This is a genomic window from Megasphaera cerevisiae DSM 20462 (assembly GCF_001045675.1).
Classification (GTDB): Bacteria; Bacillota; Negativicutes; order Veillonellales; family Megasphaeraceae; genus Megasphaera; species Megasphaera cerevisiae.
In genome coordinates this window covers 63080-87825 of record NZ_LEKT01000003.1, presented here as the reverse complement: position 1 = coordinate 87825, position 24746 = coordinate 63080, and the positions used below count along the sequence as shown (strand labels likewise).

The 24746-nt window shown below is 49.7% G+C and carries 21 protein-coding genes; 5 read left to right on the top strand and 16 right to left on the bottom strand.

The window, feature by feature from the left end; genetic code table 11:
* Positions 1-22: 22 nt before the first annotated feature.
* Positions 23-1471 carry a beta-Ala-His dipeptidase gene (pepD, locus tag AB840_RS01785; protein ID WP_048513104.1) on the bottom strand — a complete coding sequence of 483 codons (1449 nt, stop codon included), beginning with the start codon at positions 1469-1471 and terminating at the stop codon, positions 23-25.
* A gap of 289 nt (positions 1472-1760) precedes the next feature.
* On the opposite strand from pepD, the gene AB840_RS01780 reads away from it, so the two are divergent.
* Complete coding sequence (locus AB840_RS01780) at positions 1761-3842, top strand: OPT family oligopeptide transporter (protein WP_048513103.1); 2082 nt, start codon at positions 1761-1763, stop codon at positions 3840-3842.
* 124 nt (positions 3843-3966) lie between these two features.
* On the opposite strand, the gene AB840_RS01775 is transcribed toward AB840_RS01780, so the two are convergent.
* A complete protein-coding gene (locus AB840_RS01775; RefSeq protein ID WP_078791698.1) occupies positions 3967-4599 on the bottom strand; it encodes a phosphatase PAP2 family protein in 633 nt (210 codons plus the stop codon).
* 136 nt (positions 4600-4735) lie between these two features.
* Here AB840_RS01775 and AB840_RS01770 point away from each other — a divergent pair, with 136 nt between their 5' ends.
* Positions 4736-6061, top strand: a complete 1326-nt coding sequence (locus tag AB840_RS01770; RefSeq protein WP_078791696.1) for a Na+/H+ antiporter NhaC family protein — start codon at positions 4736-4738, stop codon at positions 6059-6061.
* A gap of 103 nt (positions 6062-6164) precedes the next feature.
* Here AB840_RS01770 and AB840_RS01765 read toward each other — a convergent pair whose 3' ends face one another.
* The 4 genes from AB840_RS01765 to AB840_RS01750 all read right to left on the bottom strand — a co-directional run bounded on the left by AB840_RS01765 (position 6165) and on the right by AB840_RS01750 (position 9749).
* On the bottom strand, positions 6165-6839 hold the full coding sequence (locus AB840_RS01765) for an energy-coupling factor ABC transporter ATP-binding protein (protein WP_048513102.1): 675 nt from the start codon (positions 6837-6839) through the stop codon (positions 6165-6167).
* On the bottom strand, positions 6836-7678 hold the full coding sequence (locus AB840_RS01760; protein ID WP_048513101.1) for an energy-coupling factor transporter transmembrane component T: 843 nt from the start codon (positions 7676-7678) through the stop codon (positions 6836-6838). The genes AB840_RS01765 and AB840_RS01760 overlap by 4 nt, the downstream gene beginning before the upstream one ends.
* Positions 7656-8651, bottom strand: coding sequence for a cobalt transporter CbiM (gene cbiM / locus AB840_RS01755; protein WP_048513100.1), 996 nt, complete (start codon positions 8649-8651; stop codon positions 7656-7658). The genes AB840_RS01760 and cbiM overlap by 23 nt, the downstream gene beginning before the upstream one ends.
* Before the next feature lie 222 nt (positions 8652-8873).
* On the bottom strand, positions 8874-9749 hold the full coding sequence (locus AB840_RS01750) for a formate/nitrite transporter family protein (RefSeq protein ID WP_072061716.1): 876 nt from the start codon (positions 9747-9749) through the stop codon (positions 8874-8876).
* Positions 9750-10160: 411 nt separating this feature from the next.
* Here AB840_RS01750 and fdhF point away from each other — a divergent pair, with 411 nt between their 5' ends.
* The 3 genes from fdhF (at position 10161) to AB840_RS01735 (ending at position 13661) form a co-directional block, all read left to right on the top strand.
* The gene (fdhF, locus tag AB840_RS01745; protein ID WP_048513099.1) at positions 10161-12356 is read left to right on the top strand and encodes a formate dehydrogenase subunit alpha; all 2196 of its coding nucleotides are present in this window, start codon (positions 10161-10163) and stop codon (positions 12354-12356) included.
* Complete coding sequence (locus tag AB840_RS18055) at positions 12349-13086, top strand: 4Fe-4S dicluster domain-containing protein (RefSeq protein ID WP_078791695.1); 738 nt, start codon at positions 12349-12351, stop codon at positions 13084-13086. The genes fdhF and AB840_RS18055 overlap by 8 nt, the downstream gene beginning before the upstream one ends.
* A gap of 110 nt (positions 13087-13196) precedes the next feature.
* Positions 13197-13661, top strand: a complete 465-nt coding sequence (locus AB840_RS01735) for a nuclear transport factor 2 family protein (RefSeq protein WP_048513098.1) — start codon at positions 13197-13199, stop codon at positions 13659-13661.
* Between the two features lie 100 nt (positions 13662-13761).
* On the opposite strand, the gene AB840_RS01730 is transcribed toward AB840_RS01735, so the two are convergent.
* The 10 genes from AB840_RS01730 to hypF form a co-directional block, all read right to left on the bottom strand.
* On the bottom strand, positions 13762-14088 hold the full coding sequence (locus tag AB840_RS01730) for a winged helix-turn-helix transcriptional regulator (protein ID WP_048513097.1): 327 nt from the start codon (positions 14086-14088) through the stop codon (positions 13762-13764).
* A 69-nt stretch (positions 14089-14157) separates the two neighbouring features.
* Positions 14158-15480, bottom strand: a complete 1323-nt coding sequence (locus tag AB840_RS01725; RefSeq protein ID WP_048513096.1) for an aspartate ammonia-lyase — start codon at positions 15478-15480, stop codon at positions 14158-14160.
* Between the two features lie 9 nt (positions 15481-15489).
* On the bottom strand, positions 15490-16692 hold the full coding sequence (gene hydF, locus AB840_RS01720; protein WP_048513095.1) for a [FeFe] hydrogenase H-cluster maturation GTPase HydF: 1203 nt from the start codon (positions 16690-16692) through the stop codon (positions 15490-15492).
* On the bottom strand, positions 16679-17938 hold the full coding sequence (locus AB840_RS01715) for a nitrogenase component 1 (RefSeq protein ID WP_048513094.1): 1260 nt from the start codon (positions 17936-17938) through the stop codon (positions 16679-16681). The genes hydF and AB840_RS01715 overlap by 14 nt, the downstream gene beginning before the upstream one ends.
* Complete coding sequence (locus tag AB840_RS01710) at positions 17929-19257, bottom strand: nitrogenase component 1 (protein WP_048513093.1); 1329 nt, start codon at positions 19255-19257, stop codon at positions 17929-17931. The genes AB840_RS01715 and AB840_RS01710 overlap by 10 nt, the downstream gene beginning before the upstream one ends.
* Before the next feature lie 4 nt (positions 19258-19261).
* Positions 19262-20020 carry a nitrogenase iron protein NifH gene (locus AB840_RS01705; RefSeq protein ID WP_048513092.1) on the bottom strand — a complete coding sequence of 253 codons (759 nt, stop codon included), beginning with the start codon at positions 20018-20020 and terminating at the stop codon, positions 19262-19264.
* 15 nt (positions 20021-20035) lie between these two features.
* Positions 20036-21040, bottom strand: coding sequence for a hydrogenase expression/formation protein HypE (gene hypE, locus AB840_RS01700; protein ID WP_048513091.1), 1005 nt, complete (start codon positions 21038-21040; stop codon positions 20036-20038).
* Positions 21033-22091, bottom strand: a complete 1059-nt coding sequence (gene hypD, locus AB840_RS01695; protein WP_048513090.1) for a hydrogenase formation protein HypD — start codon at positions 22089-22091, stop codon at positions 21033-21035. The genes hypE and hypD overlap by 8 nt, the downstream gene beginning before the upstream one ends.
* On the bottom strand, positions 22091-22297 hold the full coding sequence (locus AB840_RS01690; RefSeq protein ID WP_048513089.1) for a HypC/HybG/HupF family hydrogenase formation chaperone: 207 nt from the start codon (positions 22295-22297) through the stop codon (positions 22091-22093). The genes hypD and AB840_RS01690 overlap by 1 nt, the downstream gene beginning before the upstream one ends.
* Positions 22298-22302: 5 nt before the next feature.
* The gene (hypF, locus tag AB840_RS01685; RefSeq protein WP_048513088.1) at positions 22303-24603 is read right to left on the bottom strand and encodes a carbamoyltransferase HypF; all 2301 of its coding nucleotides are present in this window, start codon (positions 24601-24603) and stop codon (positions 22303-22305) included.
* Positions 24604-24746: the final 143 nt, after the last annotated feature.

Genomic DNA, 24746 nt, shown 5'->3' with positions numbered 1-24746 from the left:
ACCGCCGCAGGCGGAACAATTTTTATTTCAGTTTTGCCAGCGTGCCGGCAATAATTCGTACTAAAAGAGCTACGGTATCAAGTTCCAGCGATTCATCGGCACTATGAATCGCATGTGTCGTCGGTCCTACGGAAACGATATCGAGATGGGAATTCATAGCGTAAAAATACCCCGTTTCAAGGCCGCCGTGCATCGCTTCAACACGCGGTTCCTTTCCTGCTTCCTTTCTGTACACCTCGGAAATCACAGGCACGAGTGTGCTGTGAGGATTCTTTGTCCATGCCGGTTCCGGCGATGCTATGTCGACGGTAAATCCTGTCAGTTCGGCAAAAACCGGCAAAGTCAGCATCAATTCACGAAGCCGGGCATCTGAAGAGGAGCGCGGGAAATACTGAAAGACAATTTGATTGTCTTCTGTGCGGACCGTGCCGATATTGGCTGACAGATCAGGCAGCTTAGGCAATACCTGATTCATGGCAAACACGCCGCAGTGAAGAATCGAGAGAAGCTGTACGACTGCCCTGGTATCAGCGGAGGAAAATGCCCGTGCAGGCAAGGCCGTTTCTTCCGCTGCGAATGCCGCCGTTTTTTCGGCCTCTCCGTATACAAGTGCAAATTCCTGTTCTGCTTCCTTCAGCCCCTGCTGTACAGACGGAATATCGTTGCGATCCAACAGCACGACGGCGGCCGCAGCAGACGGAATAGCATTGGCAGCTACGCCGCCGTCCACGGAGGCCAGGGTATAGTCGATGCCGGCATGGGTCAGACGCAGCAGGAGCCGTGCCAGCGCCTGAATAGCATTGCTCTTGCCGGCATTGATCGTTTCTCCGGAGTGACCGCCGACAAAATCTCTCGTCATAAGCTTCAAGGCCGCATTTTTCGCCGGCTTCTGCCAGGAAACAGTCCGATGAAAATGAGTATGAACACTGCCAGCAGAGGCGACGCACAACACGTCGATGTATTCAGAATCGCAGTTGATAATATATTTAGCATCCTGCACGTATTTTGCATCCAGGTGGGTAGCTCCGGTCATGCCCGTTTCCTCATCAACTGTAAAAATGAGGCGCAGCGGACCATGTGCCAGAGGCTGCTGAATGAGAAACAGCGCAATGGCAACGGCAATGCCGTCATCAGCACCGAGACTGGTGCCGTCGGCACGCAGGATATTGCCCTCCCGGATCAGTTTGATTTCGCTGTGCAGCGGATCATAGTCCACCTCCGGCTTAGCCACGCAAACCATATCCATGTGACCTTGAATGATTGTCAGCGGGATCTGTTCACAGCCTTTAGATGCTGGTACATCAGCAATCACATTATAGACTTCATCCTGTACGATTGCTTCGATTCCCAAGTCACGAAGCCGCCGGACAATATAATCGCTTACTTCCTTTTCGTGGTGCGAGGGACGGGGATGTTTCGCCAGACCGGCAAATTCCTTCAGCACGCCATCAATTATTTCAGTATCTTTCATGATGCTAGTCCTCCTTTAGACCGTTCAGATATCAGCGGTACATATTCATCTGTATTATTTATTATACCACGTCTGCGCAATATACATAGCTGCACAGGCGGCTTTATTTGCATAAAAATCCACAAAATAAAAATAAATAGTACTATAAAACAAACGTTCCCACATATCGCGCCGCATATGACGGGCAGAATAAAATCATGGTATACTGTATATGTGTAATGGTCTTCTCTATATAGAGTCCATACCTGATATACCGTCCTTATAAAATTTTGAATTAGGGGGTTTTAGTATGAAGTCACAATCAAATTTGACTGTGAACTACCCAGCCCTGCCTGAATTGACCTTCCGCGGCATGTTTCTCGGCATGCTTATTACGGTCATATTCACGGCATCCAACGTGTATCTGGGGTTAAAGGTCGGCCTGACGTTCTCATCGTCCATTCCGGCCGCAGTCATCTCCATGGCAATCCTGCGCATGTTCAAAGATTCCAATATTTTGGAAAACAACATGGTACAGACACAGGCTTCTGCCGCTGGTACGTTATCTGCCATCATCTTTATCCTGCCCGGCCTGCTGATGCTTGGCTACTGGCAGGGCTTCCCATTCTGGCAGACGCTGCTGCTCTGCGGCTGCGGCGGCTCTCTCGGTGTTTTGTTTACTATTCCGCTGCGCCGCGCTATGGTCGTCAACAGCGATCTTCCGTATCCGGAAGGGCGCGCTGCGGCTGAAATTCTGAAGGTTGGCAGCGACATCCGGGAAAGCGAAGCCAACGGCAACACCGGGGCCAAAAAGGAAACGGGCATGAAGGATATCGTCGGCGGTACGGCTTTAGCCGGTATTGTCAGTCTTTGCGCCAACGGATTCCACATTCTTTCTTCGGAGTTCAGCTATTGGATTTCCTTAGGAAAAACGGCTACTACCCAGCTGCCTATGGGCTTTTCCATGGCGCTCCTCGGCGCCGGATACCTGATCGGAATCGCCAGCGGCATCGCGATTTTGGTTGGCACGCTTCTGGCCTGGGCCGTATTCGTTCCGTATCTGACCAGTGTGCTGACACCGGCTGATGGACAAGCCGCTGCAGCCTTTGCCAAGGCCGTATGGGCAGAAAAAGTCCGCTTTATCGGTGCCGGCTGCATCGGCATTGCAGCCGTATGGACTCTGATCCGGCTGGCCAAGCCGGTCGTTGACGGCATCAAAATGTCTATCAGCGCCCTTCGGGCTAATGACACGGAAGAAAAGAAAGCACTGCATCACACGGATATCGATATGTCGCCAAAGTCTGTCGGTATTGTGTTTATTGCGATTCTGATCGGCTTATTCATTACGTTCTATACCTTTGTCAGTGCTGCTGGACTGCCTGCTATGGTTTCGATTATTTATATCGTTGTCGGTATTCTCGTCGCAGTATTGATGGGCTTCTTTGTTGCAGCTGCCTGCGGTTATATGGCGGGCTTGATCGGCACATCGGCCAGCCCGATTTCCGGTATCGGTATTTTAGGGATCATCGTTTCTTCCTTGGTCGTACTCGCCATCGGATCTTCCTTTGGTGTGTTTACTAATCCGGAGGGAACAAAATTTGCCACCGCGCTGGCGATATTCATTACCAGTGTCATCGTCAGCATCGCTTCTATTTCCAATGATAATCTGCAGGATCTCAAAACAGGGTATCTCGTAGGCGCTACTCCCTGGAAACAGCAGATTGCTTTGATCTTAGGTTCCGTAATCGGCGCTTTTGCCATCGCGCCGGTCTTGAATCTGCTGTATCAAGCTTACGGCTTCCCCGGGGCGTTGCCCCGTGCCGGCATGGATCCGACGCATGCCCTGGCAGCTCCGCAGGCTACCCTGATGACCACGATCGCCCAAGGTATATTCAGTTCCAGCCTTGACTGGAACTATATTCTTCTGGGTATCGGCGTAGGCATTATCGCAATTATTGTCGATCTGCTTCTCACGAAGCACACAAAAGCACTTGCCCTGCCGCCTCTGGCCGTAGGGATGGGCATCTATCTGCCGCCAACCTTGGAAATTCCCTTGGTTATCGGTTCGGTCATGGGCTACGTCATTCATAAATATCTCAAAACCAGAGCCGCCCAGCGCAGTCCGGGACATGAAGACGAAGATGTAGATGCCTGCAGTCACCGTGGCGTGCTCTTTGCCTCCGGCCTGATTGTCGGCGAAAGTCTCATGGGTGTTATCATCGCCTTGCTTATTGTCGTTTCCGTCACCTCCGGCGGCAGTGAAAATCCACTGGCTCTGGTCGGCAATGATTTCCAAGGCACTGCCGATATTCTCGGGATTCTCTGCTTCATCGCCACAATTGTTATTTTTGCCCGCCACGTTCTGATTACAAAATTCACACCGGGAAAATAACATAAATCAGTCCGCAAGATTAAAATACGATTAAAATTAGATTAGATTTTCATTAAAAAACAAGCACGTATCATACCTCTCAGGACTATGATACGTGCTTATTTTGCATAAACTTTTATTTTTTTTAATGGCACTTTTTCCACCATACAGAGACTGCCGTCGTTGCTATATGATAGTACCAAAGAAGCCGTGATACTGCCGCTCCCCCTGTCCGGCTGCGCCGTACGAAAGCTGCACTGCCGGCGCCAAGCGCAAAACCGCCCAGAACATCTGTCAAATAATGAATCCCACAGCCGATGCGGGCAAGTCCAAGGATACCGCTCCAAATCAAAAACGGCAGCCCCAGCAAATTGTGACGGCTCAGAAGTATCAAAGACACTGCCATCGCATTCATGGAATGATTGCTCGGAAAGGAAGCATTCGCTTCATGAGGGATTATGTCCTGAATGTGTTTATTCTGTACAAAAGGACGTTTCCTATGCCAAACCCGACCAATACCAAAGGAAACAACAGAACCTGCCGCAACGGAACACAAACAGTACAGCAGCGTATGCCGGCGATACACGCGTTCTCGAACCGTTCCTGGACGCAGCCATTCCAACAGTCCGTACAGGATATACAAGATATATCCAAAGCGGGCAATTATGACAAAGACGCTGCGGAGCCTTCCATGCTTGCGCAGCAGCAGCTGCAGCCCCTTACTGACAATTTGATCCACCGTATTTTCCTTCCCTTCCGCAAGTATTTTCCTTATCATACCATACTGACCTATGTATTGAATACCTATGCCGGCAAGTCCTGAAACCATATCAAACAAAAAAATAACAATTTGCAATGTTCGGAATATGCCGTTACACTATGTATAGAATATGACACAGGAGGTCCCTGCATTAATGGAAGGCATTATTTTACTCATATTTTCAGCGGCTTTGGTGGGCTGTATCCTGTCAGATACCTCCATTTTGGTCGCCCTGACAGCCGGACTTATTTTATTTTTTTTCTACGGATTAAAAAAAGGACATTCCTTAAGGGAAATGCTGCGCTTTTCTTCAGATGGCCTGCGAACAACCCGAAATATTTTGATTACCTTGGCCTTAGTCGGCGTACTGACGGCATTATGGCGTCTCAGCGGCACGATTCCGTTTATTGTATATCATGCCGCCCAGTTCTGCCATCCTTCCGTCATTTTATTGGCTTCTTTTTTGCTGTGCTGTTTGATTTCCGTCCTGATGGGAACGTCATTTGGATCTGCCGCAACAATCGGGGTTATCTGCATGACCATTGCCAACAGCATGGGGATTCCGCCAATCTATTCAGGCGGTGCAATTTTAGCCGGAGTCTACTTCGGTGACCGCTGTTCTCCTATATCGACGAGCGCTCTTTTAGTCGCGACACTGACCGGAACGGATATCTTTAAAAATATTGCGGCTATGATAAAAACGGCTGCCATTCCTTTTTTAGCCACCGCCGTTATATATTATGCATTAGGTCTGCAGTTGGGAACCGATACGGATACCCCGGCAGCACCGGCTGTCTTTGCCCTTTTTTTTAATCTGCATTGGCTGACCCTGCTGCCGGCGCTTCTGGTGCTTCTCCTTGCGCTGTTTCGTATTGAGGTAAAACACATTATGCTTTGCAGTATTGCCGCCGCGGCCGTCATCGCGCTTACCGTACAGCATATGTCCATCCAGGAAATTTTTTATGCGGCTGTTTTCGGCTTTCATCCAGATGCCCCAGACCTTGCCGCTCTGCTGCGCGGCGGCGGTATTCTTTCCATGGTACGGGTTTTATCCATCATCTGTATTTCCTCTTGTTATGCCGGTATTTTTTCCGGTACAGGGTTTCTGACAAATTCACAGCGTCATATTACCCGGTTAAGTCGGCACATCACCCCTTTTGGCGGGATTCTGGTCACATCAATTCTGACCGGGCTTATCTCCTGCAATCAAACGCTGGCCATCATTCTTACCCGGCAGCTTTGCCAGGACGCTGAACCGGATGCCGGCCGAATGGCCATTCATTTGGAAAATACCGCAGTCGTCGTAACACCGCTGATTCCCTGGTCCATCGCCTGCTCTGTCGTTCTTGCCGTCATCTCGGCGCCATCTGCCGCCGTTCTGCTGGCTTGCTATTTGTACCTTATTCCCTTATGGAATTATGCGGTAGAATGGCACAAACATAGCCGGAGACACTCCCTGGCATCTCCGGACGTTGACTAATACTAAAATTTTCACAAACGAGAAAGAGCCGCCGGCACATACTACCCATTAGGCAAAATTGAGCAGCATCACAAAATGCCGCTCAATCTGCTTATCGTATTCGTTATAATGAAATGGTATGTTCTTCTGTAAGCACAATACGACGCCCCGTATGATGAGAGAGAACGTCCTGTTCGTGTGTTGCAATAAGAATCGTTTTTCCTGATGCAGAAAAATCTTTCAAAAAAGAAACGGCCCATTGCCGGGACATTCGATCCAATCCATTAAAAGGTTCATCCATCATAATAACATCCGGATTCAACGCCAATACGGCCGCAATGGCTACTTTCTTTTGCTCTCCGCCGCTCAAATGATACGGGGGCCGGTCCGCCAGGGAAGTCAGATTCACATATTCAAGCAAATCACGCACGCGGCTTTGTACCTGCTTGTCGGTAAATCCCATCTGCCGGGGACCAAAAGCAATTTCATCATATACCGTCGGGTTGAACAATTGCACATCCGGATTTTGAAATACATATCCAATTCGTTTATGAAACCGTTTTGCAAACGGCATATCCTGTAAAGATGCTTGGGTAATTGCCTGCCCATCAAATACATATTGTCCCTTGGAAGGAAAAACAAGACCGTTGAGCAATTTGAACAGCGTCGATTTGCCGCAGCCATTGGGGCCTGTGAAAATGATACATTCACCTTGATGAATCGTAAGAGAAATATCACATAAGGTTAAAACAGATTCATACCCATAGGATATATGGGATAACTGTATGATAGGATTCATCCTATATATCCCTCCAAAAACAAATAACAGCCGATAAGCAGTACCGCAGCTATCCCATACATTATATATGTGCTCCAGTCAGCTTGCCGCACAGCAGCTTCATACGTACCGGTAAAACAACGGCACACCATGGCATGATACGTATCTTTTGCGTATTCCTGAGATTTTAAAAACGTTGTCCCCATGATCGCTGCCATGCTTTGGTATTTATGATCATTTTTGCCGACTGATCGAAGACGCAATGAAATAAGAAGATGCAGTATCGTATGCCCAAGTAGAATAATATATTTTATGGTCATATCCCAGACCAAAATAAATATGCAGGGAATATGAACGGCTCGCAAGGCTCTGCTTATCTCATAAAGCGGCGTTATTCGCGATACATATGACACCCCTAAAACCGTAATAAAAATTTTAAATGGCAGCTCCATCCATCGATTATTTCCTAAAAAAAGAGACGGAAAAACAAGAACACAGGAAAAACAAAAAGCTATAACGGCTGGTTTAATAATGCCGCGTATCTGTTTGCCATCAAGGGCTGCCAAATACACAAGTTCAATCGCCAGAATCAGTAATGGAAAGACGACACTATGGGCGGAAACAATCAGCAAAACCGATACGAACAGCAGCAGTAAATCAGCCGTAATATTTCCCCTATGCCGCTTTTGCACTTGATATCGCGACGGACCAAAAAAAGTAATTGTTCTCGAAATAGCTGCTATGGTTTTTCTTAAAAACGCCTCTTTATCCGCAGAAGGGCTGTACGTATCAGAGTGCAAAATCCAATCGGGTATAGCCGTTGGCATGTACGCACCTTCAGCATGCTTTTTTATTTCCATGATACATACTTCCTATCACCTTAAAAATAATGACTAATAGTGCTGCCCCCACAATCGCGGAAAGGATATAGCCAAGAGGTTCGGCCATTCCACTGACTGTATAATCAGGAAAAAGTGCCTCATACTCAAATCCATGCGCTATTTTATCGGGAATATAGCCCAGGGCCTTACCCAAAGAAGCATCTGCCGCAAGCTCATTGCCGCCCCATTCTCCCCAGGCAGTCCCGCTTGCCAATAGCCCCAGCGGTGAAAGGCAAATTAAAGCAACAAGAAGTCCTATTAACGGATTTAGTTTAATTTTTCCGGCGTCATACATAACCCCAGGCGATACGCGGCCAATAAATTCATAAATTGCCAGCGTAAATACAGCCTCCGCCACCCCTGCAAACAGAAGATGCGGGAGTGTCATAGCAGGAATAGATATCCAAAGGGGATAGGGGCAATACAAGGCATGACCGGCACTATCCACAAACAACAGCGGCTGAATACCAAATTCTACAGCGGCTACAAAGGCCGCCACATTGATCCCTATATAGGAAGCAATAAGAATTGCAATTTTATGCCCCACTTTTGAAGGTATAACCCGGTTCAAAAAACGATATACATAAAATCCCACAAAGGGCAAAATAAATGCCATATTAAAACAATTCGCGCCAAAAGACAAAATACCGCCATCACCAAAAATAAAGGCCTGTATCAACAGCGCCACGCTGACAGCAATACACGCGGCATATGGCCCCAGCAGCAAGGCAATAAGCGTACCGCCTACAGCATGGGCTGTCGTACCATTGGGAATAGGCAGATTGAACATCATCAGCATAAATGAAAATGCTGCCCCAATGCCGATAAGTGGAATTTTGTCCTGCGTCACCGTTTTTTTTACCTTCTGCACAGAATAATACCATATCGGAGTCATTGCCGCAAACATAACCGCACATGTTGACGGACTTAAATAATTATCAGGAATATGCATAAAAACGCCTCCTCATACGTATAGACTATCAACATAAATACACATATAGTATAGATCAGATTCATCAGGAATATAAGCCCCTGGGGGGGATGCTAGATTAGCCAAAAGAAAATTCAATGGCTCATGAGAAAGCTTAATAACGCATTTTTTATAAAAAGAGGGAATAAAGCAGATCTCATGATCCACCCTATTCCCATACACAACCGCATTCATTATTTTATATTACTTTAATGCTTTTCCATGTGCAATGGCTGCCGCTGTTTTCTGCTTTGCCGGTACGGTGACTGCCCTTTTTTTCTGATACATAAACCAATACACCACGCCTACCATACAGCCGCCGCCAATAATATTGCCTATCGTCACGGGAAATAAATTCCGCAAAAAGAAATTACTCCATGTCAGATTTACCAGGGAAACTCCATGTTGTATCGCAAAGTTCGCGTAGGTACTATCCGCCGCCGCGAACAACCCGGCAGGAATATAATACATATTAGCAACAGAGTGCTCAAAACCGGACAGGACAAACAAAAAAATCGGCAGATACAAGCCTGCCAATTTTTCCGTAACAGTCACTCCTGCCATTCCCATCCATACGGCAATACAAACCAAAAAATTGCAGAATACACCCAGAATCAGCGCATTCACCGGAGTTAAGGAGGTTTTGGCAACAGCCGTTTGAATCGTAAAAAGGGAAAGGTCATTGGCAAACAAAGACAGCTGATGACATTGAATCATAAGAAAAGCCACTAAAATGGCGCCTATAAAATTTCCTATATACACTGCCACCCAGCATTTTAACATGGCCCGCCATGTGATCTTTTTATCTAATTTAGAAATGATAATCAAACAGTCACCTGTAAATAGTTCTGAACCGGCCAATACGACCATCGCCAATCCGGCCGGAAAGATTAATGCGGATATCAGCTTTGCCAGTCCCGGATTGGAAACCATGCTGGCACCCGTATTGGCACCTACAGCAGCCAGGGCAATAAAAATGCCCGCCAGTATTCCCATAACTATCATTTTATATATAGGTATCATGACTTTTTTCTGCCCAACCGTATCATATAGAGATTCTATTTCTTGTGGTGAATACATACGCAATCCCTCCTAAAAAAACATGCCGTTTGCTGCTATTGCATCATTACATCATTACATAAATCAATCATATCGCATTTATCATATTCTTTTAAATCATATTATAGCACGTTGTATGTGACCGTCAACTTTATCCGGAAGGTATTTTTTTACGTTGAACAGTATATTACTCCCTTACTTAGCATAGCTCACGCTTCCATAATTTTTATATATAACAAAATACTAAATTTTGATTCAAATCTGCTGCTCTTTTTATAAAACTAATTGCACTTAAGAAAGAAAAAGTATAAAATGATAATATCATTACAGTATCTCATTTTTATATTGCATATTTTTATTATAAGAGTATCCTATCGGACGCCCTGAACCTATCATGGCGTCTTTATGTTGTACGGAAAGAGAGGCATACACATGACTGCATATAAAAAAGTGAATACGATCTGTCCGTACTGCGGCACAGGTTGTGTTATTGAATGCACCGTAGATACGGAACATAACCGCATTATCGAGGCGAAGGGCTCGCCAGACGGGGTCAACAACGAAGGCCGGTTGTGCCTGAAGGGACTATATGGCTGGGATTATTTAAATGATCCGCAGATTTTGACCCGGCGCATACAACAACCAATGATCCGCAAGGGAGGCAAAACCTCTCCGCTGCAAGAGGTTTCCTGGGATGAAGCCATCCGCTATACCGCAGACAGGCTTAACGCCATCATCAAAGAATTCGGTCCGGATTCCATTATGGGAGCCGGGTCTGCTCGCGGGCCGGGAAATGAAGCGGGCTATATTACACAAAAATTCATGCGTGCTTGTGTCGGAACAAATAATGTAGACCATTGTGCCCGGATCTGTCACGGCGCCTCTGTTACAGGGCTGCTTGGCGTTATCGGCGAGGGCGCCATGTCTCTCAGCGTACCGGAAATAGAAGATGCCGAAGTCATTTTCAATATTGGATATAATGCTGCCGTATCTCATCCGCTGGTAGCGCGCCGCATCGTCCGGGCAAAGAAAAAAGGCTGTAAAATCATTTGTGTAGATCCCAGAAAAACGGAAACTGCCCGTATTGCCGATATTTTTCTTGCGATTAAAGGCGGCACCAATATGCTGCTTCTTAATGCCATGGCGAATGTTATCATTTCAGAAGGACTGACCGATACTGATTTTATACGTCAGCATACAAAGGATTTTCAAGTATATGCTGACGAAATCGCCGCATACACGCCGGAATCCGTGGCTGCTGAAACACACTTACAGCCTGCTGATATCCGTAAAGCAGCACGTCTTTTTGCATCCTCCAAGCACACCGTTACATTATGGGGCATGGGAATTACTCAATTTTCTCAAGGCGTCGAATGTGTCGCAGCCTGCGCAAACCTATCTTTGTTAACAGGAAATTTTGGGCATTATGCTACAGGCGTAGGTCCGGTCCGGGGACAAAACAATGTGCAGGGAACCTGCGATATGGGGCTTTTGCCCAATACATATCCGGGCTATCAGGAGGTGACGGATGCCCGCGTCAGAAATAAATTTGAAAAAGCCTGGCATGTATCCTTGTCGCCCAATCCGGGACTGCCGCTTACACAGGTACCGGAAAAAGTCCTGCGTGAACCAGACCCTAAAAAACGCATTCATGCCTATTACATTGTCGGTGAAGATCCGGCGCAATCGGATCCCAATCTGCCGGAAATACGCGAAACCCTGTCGAAAATTGATTTTGTCGTCGTCCAGGATATTTTCCGCAACAAAACGTGTGAATACGCGGATGTGGTGCTGCCCGCTACAGCTTGGGGAGAACATGAGGGTGTTTACACCTCATGTGACCGCCGCTTCCAGCGGGTACACAAGCTGCTTGAGCCCCAACGGGGCTGCAAAAAAGATTGGGAAATCCAATGTCTGGTGGCTGCTGCCATGGGATATCCTATGCATTATGACAATACAGAACAGATTTGGAATGAAATGATTGCACTGGCTCCAAAATTTGCAGGCGCAACCTATGAAAAGATGGAAATGAACAAGGGTATTCAATGGCCCTGCTATTCCACAGATCCTGCAGACAAGGGCACACCTTATCTGCACAAAGGCGGCACATTTGCAACGGCCGACGGCAAGGGCCATTTTCAATTTTTCCCCTATACGCCGGTACAAGAAAAAGAAGATCCCCAATATCCGCTTTCCTTTTGCACGGTCCGTGAAGTCGGTCATTATTCCGTACGCACGATGACCGGAAACTGCCGCCTTTTACGTACCTTGGCAGATGAACCGGGTTATATTGCCATGAATCCGGCAGACTGCGAGTCACTGCATCTAAAACGCGGAGAATTAGTGCGGGTCATTTCCCGCCGCGGCAGTACAATTACCCGCTGTCTTCCTACAGAACGGGTTTCTTCAGGCGCGACGTATATGACGTATCAATGGTGGATCGGTGCCTGCAATGAATTGACAAACGACAAGCTTGATCCCAAAAGTCATACTCCCGAATATAAGTATTGTGCCTGCCGTGTCGAAAAAATAGAAAACCAGCACAGTGCAGAACAATTTATTCAGGATCAGTATAAAAACATCCGCACTCGTATGGGTATCCGTGAAGGAGGCCGCACTCATGAATAAATTTATCAAGGCCGATCCCATTTTATGCATCGGCTGCCGAACTTGTATGATAGCCTGCGTCGTCAATCATACAGGAAAACGTATTTTTGAAATTGATCCCAACAGCTATGACTTTAATCCCCGCATTCATATCGTCAAAAATAAAAACGTGACTAAACCGGTGCAATGCCATCATTGTCCCAAACCCAAATGTCTGGAGGCTTGTCCTTTTGATGTTATTTCTCTGGGTAAAGACTCCGTCATTCTGGATGAAGACCGCTGCACAGGCTGCGGCTTCTGTGCCAAAGCTTGTCCTTTTGGCGCTATCACGATGGCGGAAATTTATCATCCCAATAAACGTGTTCGGGCGGCAGCTATTCCGGCGCCGGATATTGCGGCCGCCATTGCCATAGAAACCACTCCCGCAGCGCCGCAGGAAAAGGGATTTTTTCATAACCTGTCTTCCCTGTTCGGAGGCGGCGGTAAAAAAGGCCATAAAAAAGCGTCCGACGTGCCGGAAGGAACCGCACGTCCTCAGCCGCCGGTACCTTCCGGAAAATTTTCCGTCCGCACCATCGCCTATAAATGTGATCTCTGCGCTCACACCGATACAGGCCAGCCTGCTTGTATTCCCGCCTGCCCGACAGAAGCGCTATCACTCGTCGATCCGGCCGTCATAGCAGCGCAGCGTGCTAAGCTTCAAGCAGAAAAAAAAGCCCGGGAAGGGCAATCTGCTCAAGTCAAGCTATAGGCAGCAAACAACTAACGATTACTTTGTGGTAATCAGCTAAACATAAAGTGCGTTCTTCTTTTTTTATTTTACAGCTAGTATACTTATTATAAAAAAGGAGCGCGTTATCAATGAAAAAAATTGTATTAGTATGCTTGTTAGCTTTATCCTTCTGCAGTCTCTCTTTGCCTTCATTTTCAGTACAAGCGGCCAATCCTGCATCTGCACTGGACAACAAACAGATCGTCAAAATATTCTGGAATGAACTTTTCAATAAACATAATACCACCGTGATCGATACGGCAGTAGGGGACACGTATATACAGCATAATCCTACCTTTCCAGACGGCAAACAGTCTTTCAAAACTGCCGTTACAGGATTTCTAAATGAATTCCCGGAAAGCAGCGCTGAAATAAAACACATTATTGCTGAAAAAAATTATGTCGTCATTCATAATCACATCAAACTGAATGCCGCAGATCGCGGACAGGCAGCGGTCGACATATTCCGGGTTGAAGACGGTAAAATTGTAGAGCATTGGGATGTGATACAGGATATTCCCGAAAGAAGCATCAACGGCAATCCTATGTTCTGATTGAAAAGAAAAACACGACTCTATCTGATGATAATTCACTGTTGCAGACCTTAAAATAAAAGGCTCTTTCACTGAGAAAGAGCCTTTTATTTTTTACTATTTATTCATTTATCAAATACGTATGGGACCACTCATTAATGTCATTCATAATATGAATCAATACAGTTCCCTTTTCTGTAAGGCTATATTCTACCGTCGGCGGCACCGTCGGATATACTTCACGATGCAAAATCGTGTTGGCCTCAAGGACCTGCAAATTTTCCGACAATACCTTTGCACTAATTCCGCCTATCTGCCTTTGCAATTGTGCAAATCGCTGCGGTTTTTGTGCCAACAATAAGAGAATTGTCGTTCGCCATTTTCCTTTCAATATATCAATAAAACAATCAAAAGGACATTCATACTGTTTGGAGTTAAATGCATACAAACGAATAGCTCCTTTCCCTTTCTTACTCACATTCTATCGTAAGAAAACCTATCCTGTCAAATGACCCGGCTATGATTTTTTCATCATACCATCCAGAATTTTTTTGGCCTGCTGCGGCGTATTTTCTTTAATGATCCGGCTCACCGTATCGTAGCCCAAGGCCTGGATATACTGTGTGCCAAAAGCGGCCGAGGCTGCGAGATGCTGCCGGCACTGCGCCTCATCGGCAGTCAGCACGGCAATGCATTTAGTACGAAAAATCGTAACTGCCCGTGTCAGGAGCTGCAGACTTTCCAACAGCGAATCGGCAATAAGAGGGAAAAAAGCATTGAGTTCAAATTCTCCATGCGCTGCCGCTATCGTAATCGCCGCGTCGTTGGCAATCACCTTCATTGCGCACTGCATGACCATCTCAGGAATGACAGGATTGATTTTCCCGGGCATGATCGTACTGCCCTGCTGCAGCGCCTGCAGGCGGATTTCCCCCAGGCCGCCCCGGGGGCCTGAATTCATGAGCCGCAGATCGTTGGCAATTTTCATCATATTGACAGATAGCGCCTTGAGCAGGCCCGATACCTCTGTAAATACATCATTGTTCTGCGTAATGTCTAGGGGATATTCCGCAGCGGCCAGTCCGATATCGGTAATGCGGCGCAGCTCTTCGATCACGCGAAACCGGTACTGCCGCGAGGCAGTATCTGCCGTTCCCACAGCAGTACCGCCCAAATTGACCTGACGCAGCCGTTCTTCCACCTTATACAAGCGCCAGCGATCCCTAGCTATAGCCTGCGCATAGGCGCCAAACTCCCCGCCCAGCGTAATCGGTACGGCATCCATCAACTCCGTACGCCCCAGCTTATGGATCTGTTCGTATTCATTTTCTTTTTCCTGCAGCGCCGTCTGCAGCGCCGCACAGGCCTCACTCAGCACCCGCAGCATATCTATCGCCGCAATGCGCAGGGCCGTCGGATATACATCATTCGTAGACTGACCGCGGTTTACATCATCCAGCGGATGAATGAGATCATATTGCCCATATGGTTTTCCCAATATTCGCAACGCCGCGTTGGCAACGACCTCATTGACGTTCATATTGACAGAGGTCCCGGCGCCGCCCTGCAGCGCTTCCGTTATAAAGGCTGTATCGTATTTTCCAGCCAATATTTCATCACAGGCCGACAAGATCGCCTCATAAATGCCGGGTTCCCGGACCTGCATATCCCGATACGTAATGGCCGCCGCTTTTTTCACCTGGACGACCGCATAAATGAGACGCAGATTTGTTTTTTTATGGCAAAGGTCAAAATTTTCCGCGGCTCGTATCGTATTGATGCCGTATGCCGCATCATCAGACAACTTTTTTGTTCCTAAAATATCTCGTTCGATACGCATGGCCGCCTCCTATGAAATGATATCCGCCAAATAAGGAAATACTTCCAGACTCCGTTTGAGAATGCCCTGCATATAGGCGATTGTAATACCATAATTGGTAATCGGTATATGCTGATCACCGGCACACTTCATCCGATAACGCAATTCCCGTTCGTTCAGCATGCAGCCGCCGCAGTGAATAATCATAGCGTACGGGGACAGATCATCGGGAAATTCCATACCGCTGACGGTTTGGATATGTACATCCTTTCCCGTATAATTCCGAAGCCAGCGCGGGATCTTCACCGTACCGATGTCATCACACTGCCGGTGGTGGGTACAGCCTTCGGCAATCAGGATCGTATCCCCGTCCCGGAGCTGTTCCACAGCCGTTACGCCGCGAACAGCCGTATCCAGCCAGCCCTTATGCCGGGCCATAAGAATAGAAAAGGAGGTCAGCGGAACATCTGCCGGCGTGTCGGCAGATACTTTGGAAAAGACCTGGCTGTCCGTAATGACCAGGGCCGGTTTTTTTCCTAACTGCAGCAGCGTATAGCGCAGCTCATATTCTTTAACAACGATGGCCGCGGCATCGGCTTCCAATATATCACGGATGGTCTGCTGCTGCGGCAGTATCAGACGGCCTTTAGGCGCTGCCTTGTCAATAGGCACAACCAGAATAACGAAATCAGACGGATGAATCAAATCACCGACAAGGGCTAATTTCCCTTCTTTTTGCGGAACCAGTGAGCCCAGCCGTTCCTTCAATTCCACAATACCCTGTTTTTTCAAGGCACTGACGTATATTTCATCCGCTGCCGCCACGGCAGGTCCTTCCAGAAGATCTGTCTTATTGAATACGACAACATGAGGAAGTTCTTTTTCTGTTATACGCAGCAGCAGCTCTCTATCTGCTGCCGTCATCCCTTCAGCTGCATCAACGACCAGAACGGCAATATCGGTTTTATTCAATACTTGCCGTGTTTTTCGTATACGCAGCTCTCCCAGCGCGCCGGAATCATCAAAACCCGGCGTGTCGATGATCATAACGGGCCCCAGGGGCAGCAGTTCCATAGCTTTATATACCGGGTCTGTCGTCGTTCCTTTAGTATCGGACACGATCGCCAGATCCTGTCCTGTAACCGCATTGACCACACTGGATTTACCTGCATTGCGCCGGCCAAAAAATCCGATATGCACCCGTTCTCCCGACGGTGTATCATTCAGCCCCATAGGTGTCCTTCCTTTCTGTTACCTTCCTGGCAAATGTATCAAAATGATCAATCAGGTTCGGTATGGATTCCTGATACAGCCGCCCGGAAAAAGCTTCATGACCCAGCGGTATAAACCGGGTTCCGGCAGGACACAAGGGCTGATACAGCGGATCGGCGATGACGGTGCGGACTCCTGCCAGCAGCGCTTTGAGTTCTCCTTCTGACGCAACCACCCGATCCCGGCCGGTCAAAATACCGTCTGCCGTCTTTAGCGGGCAGAAGACCCGGACACCGCAGCCATATTCATGACTAAGCGCAGCTGCCAGCGACGCGGCATAGACACTTTCTCCAATAATGACAATATCCTCTTCTGCACTGCCGACCCGCTTGGCACAGGTATAGCGGTTTTGCTTCGCCGCGGCAGCCATGCGGATATCCATAGCAATGCCGCCTTGGAGCGAACGTCCCAGCGGTACGCCGACAACATAGGGGGTGCCAAAGCGCCGCTGCAGCTCTTTGGCTGCCGCCAGGCCGCTGTAAGAAACGACAAGGTTTACATCTGCGGCAGCCGCCTGCTCTATCTCCGCCAAGGTGCTTCCCATTGCCCAGGAGCTGATAACAGTACAGCCGCAGCCTTCCAGAAATTCCCGGATAGAAAGATCACTGCCGTTGACGGCAAAATCAAGAGGCGTCAGGCCTATCACATTAACGCCTATAGTCTTTTTTTCCTGTCCCTGACTGACAACAGAACCACAGGAAGCAAATTCAGGCTGCCAGGTGCAGCAAAATCCCGTACGCAGTGCCTCTGCCGGTGTCTTTACCATATATTTTGCCAACAGTTCAAAAGCCCAGGACGCGCCGGCATCATACGTATCCATACTGTTTGTCGGCGCCGCAAAAACGGGAATTCCCGCCTGTGCTTCAATCAAGCGGCCTATGGCCGCAAAATCAGTACCCATCATGAGCGGCACAGGCGTACAGAGTAATACGATGAAGGCCGGTGAAAAATCTGCCGCCGCCGTAAGGACGTCATCTGCTAATTTTTCTTCATTGCCCAAAACGGCATCTGTCTCAGTCAGCCCCGATATAAAGATCAGGCTGTCCGTATCGTACCAGCGCGGCTCATCATGCGTGGTATAGGTCGAATTACACCCCGAGGGATCATGAATGACGATCATGCCGCCCAGCTCAAATAAAGCGGAACACACGCCAAAGGTATCGGCCGAATACGTCGAGATACAGCTGACAGCTTCTTTCATTGGCATGACGGACACCCCCATCCTTTAATACTAATGTATGCCTTGGCCTCTTTTTCCTGTTCACGAGCCTGGACCATCCACTGCAGCAAGCGCCGTAAACCGGCAAAATCCCGAAGACCGCCGCCCTCTGCCATATCCACAAAATGACATGTACCCGTAAAATACGCCGCTTTTTGCCCGATTGCCAACACCGGTTCTGCCGTATGCCGGTCCATGCGGCGCATTTTGGCGTGTCGTGTCGCATACAGTTCCAGCGCTGGATAGTGATTTTGTATCCATGCAAAATCATCTTGATCTTCCGCACAACAGACGTCAACATATATCCGCCGCACGTTAAAGCCATGCCGAAGCAGAGCCTTTGCCAGACTGAAGGGACGGCTCACTGCCGCATAGTCAATCGCCACCGGCATAGCGCCTACGCTCGCCCTGGTTTCAGCAAAGGCTGCTTCACAAGCGGCGGCCGCTTCGGTATAATCCGGCCTTGCCACAGTCAGGACATCCGCCGCCGCCCAAAGATTCCGCCTGATTTCATCGCAATCAAAGCTGTTCGAAAGATACAGGCTTTTTTGTCCCAGCCGTTTTTCCATATCATCCAAACATATTTTTGCCAGCGGCTCCTGTCCGATATTGAGAAAAGAGGCTCCCATCTGTTCATATTCCCCGTAGGTGCGGCAGCAGGGCAGCTGCCGCAGTGTCAAACCATTATTTTCAATAAGCCCCGCCAGTTCACAGTCTGCCTGGATGGGCAGATTACTGCCGACAATATTGACGGATTGACGATCTATCTCTTGTCTCTGAAGAAGACTATACAGCTGCCGGCGCGTCCGCAATTCCGCCGTAAGACCCGACTGCCGGCGTATGGGATCCATCCAGCACAGGACAAACCGGGCCTGGGAATAGATCTGCCGCAGCCGGCCGCACAACGCCTCCATATCGCAGCCCATAAAATGATGCACACAGGACGGATACAAAAAAAACATGGATGGCATTGCCGGCAGATTATCTATAATCTCACCGACGGCCTGCACGATCGTATCCTCCATCGTGCCGTCATATAGCTCATGATCTTCGATAGCAATAGATGAAAACCGATTCATCGCTCCCATTTCCGCCGCCGTCAGCACGACACCGCGCAGACAGCCGAGAGCACAAATATATATCTGATGCGATTCGGGAACGAGCATTGCCGTATGAACAATATTCCAGGTTCCCCGCGCCGGCGGCGAATACTGCAGGCCGTCATAAAAGGGTTCCGGAAAGGCAGCCCTGCCGATCAAAACACAGGCGCCTGAGGTATCCTCACGGCCATTTATTTGTTTCAGCATCGTCTCACCCCTTTTGTGCGGCTTCGTATACCGCATTGGCCAGACGCCGGTATTCACCGGCCATCGCGCTGTCCGGAAATGCCTCAATGACGGTTTTACCGGTTTCCTCCGCATCGGTAACTGTCGCGCTGCGATTCAGCACGCCGACGACGGAAGTATGTATGTCCTGTGCCAACTCCTGCACCTTTTCATCCTCCTGCCGGACATTGCGCCGGTTCAGGATCAGTCCGCCCAACTGCGCATAGCCGCGGTTTTTAAAGTTTTCCACAGCGACGGCAATATTAGCCGCCGCATGAAGCGCCATATTTTCCCCTGAGGTGACAATAAAAACCTTGTCGGCATACCCGCTGCGCATGGGCATGGAAAAACCGCCGCAGACCACATCTCCCAACACATCATAAAAAACGACATCGGGACGGTACACGTCATAGGCCCCCTTTGCCCCAAGCATTTCCAACGCGGCAATAATGCCCCGCCCGGCACAGCCCATGCCCGGCAGCGGCCCGCCTGCTTCGACACAGACCACGCCATGATAGCCGACCGCGGTCATTTCCTCCAGTAAAATATCGTGTTTCTTCTTTCTGATCAAATCCAGCACCGTCGGGATTGTCCCGCGGCCATGGAGGCTTACCGTAGAATCCGCCTTGGGGTCGCAGCCGATCTGCATAACCTTCAGTCCCTGATCGGCCAGTGCCGCGGACATATTGGACACGGTCGTCGATTTGCCGATGCCACCCTTCCCGTATACAGCAATTTTTATCATGATACGTTCCCTCTCTTAACAAATCCGGGGCAGCAATTCTCCCCCCGGCGGCGGCAGCAATGTTTCCGCACCGATTTCCGTACGGACGACGACGCGGCCTGGCTCATCCGCTGTCACCGTACCGATGATGGCAGCCTGACGGGAATACTCTCCCTGACGGAGCACGTCTACAAGTGCCGGCGCCTTCTCCTGCGGCGCAAAGACGACCAGGCGGCCTTCACAGGCCAGATACAGGGGCTCCAATCCCAGCATGCCGCAGACACCCTGGACCGATGGATGAACTGGAATCGCCTGACTGTCCAGATGTATTCCCACCCGGCTTTGTCCGGCAATTTCATACAGCACCGTGCCGACACCGCCTCGAGTCGCATCTCTTATGACATGAATATCCGGCGTCACGCTGAGCATGGATTGCACCGTATGCCACAAAGGGGCGCAATCGCTGGTCACATCGGCATCAATGCCAAACTGATTGCGTGCCAAGAGAATGGTACAGCCGTGGCGTCCTATATCGCCCGTCACGATAACCGCATCACCGGGCTTTGCCTGCGCACCGGACGGATGAACTCCCTCCACAAGCTGGCCGATGCCCGTCGTCGTAATAAACAAGTGATCGACCTGTCCCTTGCCGGCTACCTTGGTATCTCCGGCAACGATCCGTACGCCCGCCTCCGCAGCCGTCTCCTTCATTGCCGCCGCATAGGCATCCAGTTTGGCCAGCGAAAAGCCTTCTTCAATAACAAAGGCGCAGGATAGATACAACGGTTTGGCACCCATACAGGCTAAATCATTGACAGTGCCGCAAATGCTCAATTTGCCGATATTGCCGCCGGGAAACTCCGGCGGCGATACGATAAATCCATCTGTCGTAAAGGCCAGCTTTGTATTTCCTACATGTAGAACTGCCGCATCATCTGCTGTAAATTCAGGATTAGAAAAATGGGTCTTGAACACCGTATCAATCAACTCCGCCGTCTGTTTGCCGCCGGCGCCATGGGCCAGCGTTACTACATCATTCATGTAACATCCCTCCATATAGATAATACGCCGAACAAGCGCCTTCATGAGATACCATGCAAGCCCCGACAGGATGCTCCGGCGAACAGCCCTTGGCAAACACCGGGCAGTCTGACGGCCGGCATTTTCCCTGCAGGACATCACCGCAGCGGCAGGCAGGATTACCGTGCCCATGCATTTCCGGTACCGTATATTTCAAACGGGCATCATAGGCATTGTATGCCGGCCGCAGAGCCAGGCCCGATGCCGGTATCTCGCCCAGGCCGCGCCATTCCGACGCACAAGGCCGCATGACTTGCTCCATGACAGCCTGTCCCGTCCGGCTTCCCTGCGGCGTAACGACACGGGGATAGCAATTTTTAAAGAACGGCTTTCCCTGGGAAAATTTCACCATAATGACCGCCAGCGCCGTCATCAGTTCCTTGGCCGTAAAACCTGCCACAACACCGGAAATGCCGTCTTTGAGCAATTTCTCACAAATCGCAGTTCCCATGACTGCCTGCACGTGTCCGGGATATAAAAACGCATCCGCGCTGCCCTTCAAAACCTCATATGCTTGAGGCATTGTTTTATTGGCCGTCAAAATAGAAAAATTATCCAAACCCTGCCGCACCGCCTTTTTGACGGCAAGACAGCTTGCCGGCGTAGTCGTTTCAAAACCGACCGACAAGAACACAACCTGCTCGTCACGATGAGTTGCCGCATAGTCATACGCATCCATCGGAGAATAGACAACCTGAATCCTTGCGCCCCGGCTGCGGGCCACAGCCAGGCTCGCAGCCGATCCTGGCACACGCACCAGATCACCAAAGGTGCATATGGTAACGCCGCATTGCAGCGCCAAATATACCGCTTCGTCAATATACCCGACCGGGGTCACGCAGACCGGGCAGCCCGGTCCGGAAATAAGCTCGATCTGCGGCGGCAGAATCTGACGGATACCAAGACGGAATATTTCGTGCGTGTGAGTACCGCATACCTCCATAATCCGTATGGCCGGACCGTCATATTTCTTGATAATATCCATAGCCGAAGGCAGCTTCGTTGTTTCCATTACAAATCCTCCAAAATACTGTCCGTTTCGTCCGTATCCGAATCCGTGATTTTAGCAATCGCCATCCCGGCATGCACCATAACATAATCGCCGGGATCAAGTTCGTCCAGCAGTTCTGCCGATACTTCTCTTCTGGCTCCCGACGCATCGACCAGGGCCATGCCATCTTTGACCGTCACTACCCGTGCAGGTAATCCGACACACATAAAGATCACTCCTTTTTCTGCAGAGCCGCGGCCCCATAGACCGCCTGCCCCAATGCGATACCGCCGTCATTCGACGGTATCATACTGTGCCTGAGCACATGAAATGCATGAGTTTGCAGCGCCTTATCACAAAGTCGCAGCAGTAACTGATTTTGAAATACGCCGCCGCTGAGAGCAACCGTATCCAGTCCCGTATCACTCCGAGCCTGCTCGCAGGCGGCGACAATCATGCCGGCCAGCTGCTGATGAAACACGTATGCCAGCTGTGCTGCCGGTGTGCCGTCAAGCCGCTCCTGCATCAGAGAACGTACCAGCTCATCCGTAGGAAGGAACCAGCGAGGGCCTTCCCGCCGCAAAGCGATGGGTACGACGGGAGTCCCGCCATGTGCCTGCTTCCAAGCCTGTGCGGCAAACTGCAGTTCCATCGCCGCCTGTCCCTCAAACGTCGAGGCCCGGCAAAGGCCGAGAATAGCGCTTACGGCATCAAAAAGACGGCCAGCACTGGTGGACATGACACTATTGATACGGTGATCCGCCAGGAAAAACTGCGCCTGCAGCTCTTCCCGGCTGCAAAGATCCAGAGACCGGACGACTTCCGCCGTCTTCTCCTTATGCCCCGCCATACCGGCATATATCAGCGCTACAGCAATGCGCCAGCCTTCCCGGGCCGAGGCATCGCCTCCCAGCTGCCAGAACGGGGCAGCAGACGCCAGGCGGCGGAAGCCGTCCAGACCGGCAGCCAAAATCTCACTGCCCCAAATCGTGCCATCCGTACCATACCCCGTACCGTCAAAGGTCACGCCGATCACCGGATTCAGGTAGTTGTTTTCAGCCATACACGACAAGATATGCGCATAATGATGCTGCACCTGCAAAATCGGCAGTCCCATGTCCTGCGCCACCGCCGTCGTGTTGTATAACGGATGCATATCACAGATAACGACAGACGGACGGGCCTCTAAAAGCGCCGTCATACGGCGGACTGATTGACGCAGCGCCTGTACAGTCCGTATATCTGCCATATCTCCGATATATGGTGACACATAAAAAAGATTATTTTTGCCGATGCAAAACGTATTTTTAAGCTCACCGCCCATCGCCAGCACTTGCTCTCCTGAAAAATCACCGACGAAAAAGGGAAGCGGTGCATAGCCTCGCGAGCGGCGTATCATCTCCGGCTTGCCGTCATAAAAATCCATGACGGAATCATCAGCCCGCAGCCGGATGTCCCGGTTATGCGAAAGAATGACATCACACAGTCCGTCCAGCTCCTGCACGGCCTCTGCATCGGTGCGGCAAATCGGCGCGCCCGATTCATTGGCACTCGTCATGACCAGACAATCCGGCATTTCCACCTCGTCATCATAGGTAAAAAGCAATAAATGCAATGGTGTATACGGCAGCATGACGCCGGCCTTCGGATTATCAGGCGCAACATACGCAGATAACGGGGAATTTTCTTTTTTCTGCAGCAGCAGAATCGGTTTTTGATGACCGTCGAGAATTTCATCCTGCCCCGCTTCGACAACACAGGCAGCGTGAACCGTCTGCAAATCCTTCATCATCACGGCAAAGGGCTTAACCGGCCGCCGTTTCAGGTTACGAAGGCGCCGGACTGCCGCATCACACGTACCGTCACAGCACAGATGAAACCCGCCGATTCCCTTGACCGCCGCAATACCGCCGTCACTGAGTATGCGGCGCACCGCCGTAATGGCCTCTCGCCGCCGTTCGCCGCGTCCTATCAAATAGACCTCGGGACCGCAGTCCTGACAGCACACCGGCTGCGCGTCATAGCGCCGTGTTTCGGCATGGGTATATTCATACCGGCAGGCATCACACATGGGAAATTCCCCCATACTGGTTCGTTCCCGGTCATACGGCATAGCATCAAGAATCGTCAGTCGAGGTCCGCAGGCCGTGCAATTGATGAAAGGATGAAGATAGCGGCGATTGGTCTTGTCAAACAACTCTTTTTTACAGGCATCACAGATCGCAATGTCCGGCGATACAAAAATATCGCCTTTTTCTTTTGTGCTTGCCGCGATTTCAAAAGCAGCACAGGCAGGCCGTTCCTCCCATACCGCATCCAGTTTCAAAATAGCCGAACGCTCCGGCGCATTATGTTCCAGCGCATACCGAAAGCCCGTCATATCTGCGGCAATCCCCTGGGCAACGATTTCCACATACGAGCCTTTGTTGCGGACCTGACCTTTGATATGATACTCCTGCGCAATACGGCTCACAAAAGGACGAAAGCCAACCCCCTGTACAATGCCAAATACGCGGATGATCTGTGTATTCATGGCCTACAGCCTCCCCGATACGGCAAAATGAGGAAAATCAAGATAGGTACCGGTAAAATGAGGCAAGGCTTTTTTAAAATATCGGTCCCCTACAATGACGTCAAATCGACCGCCATCTGCCAAGCGGCAGAAATCATCCTCTT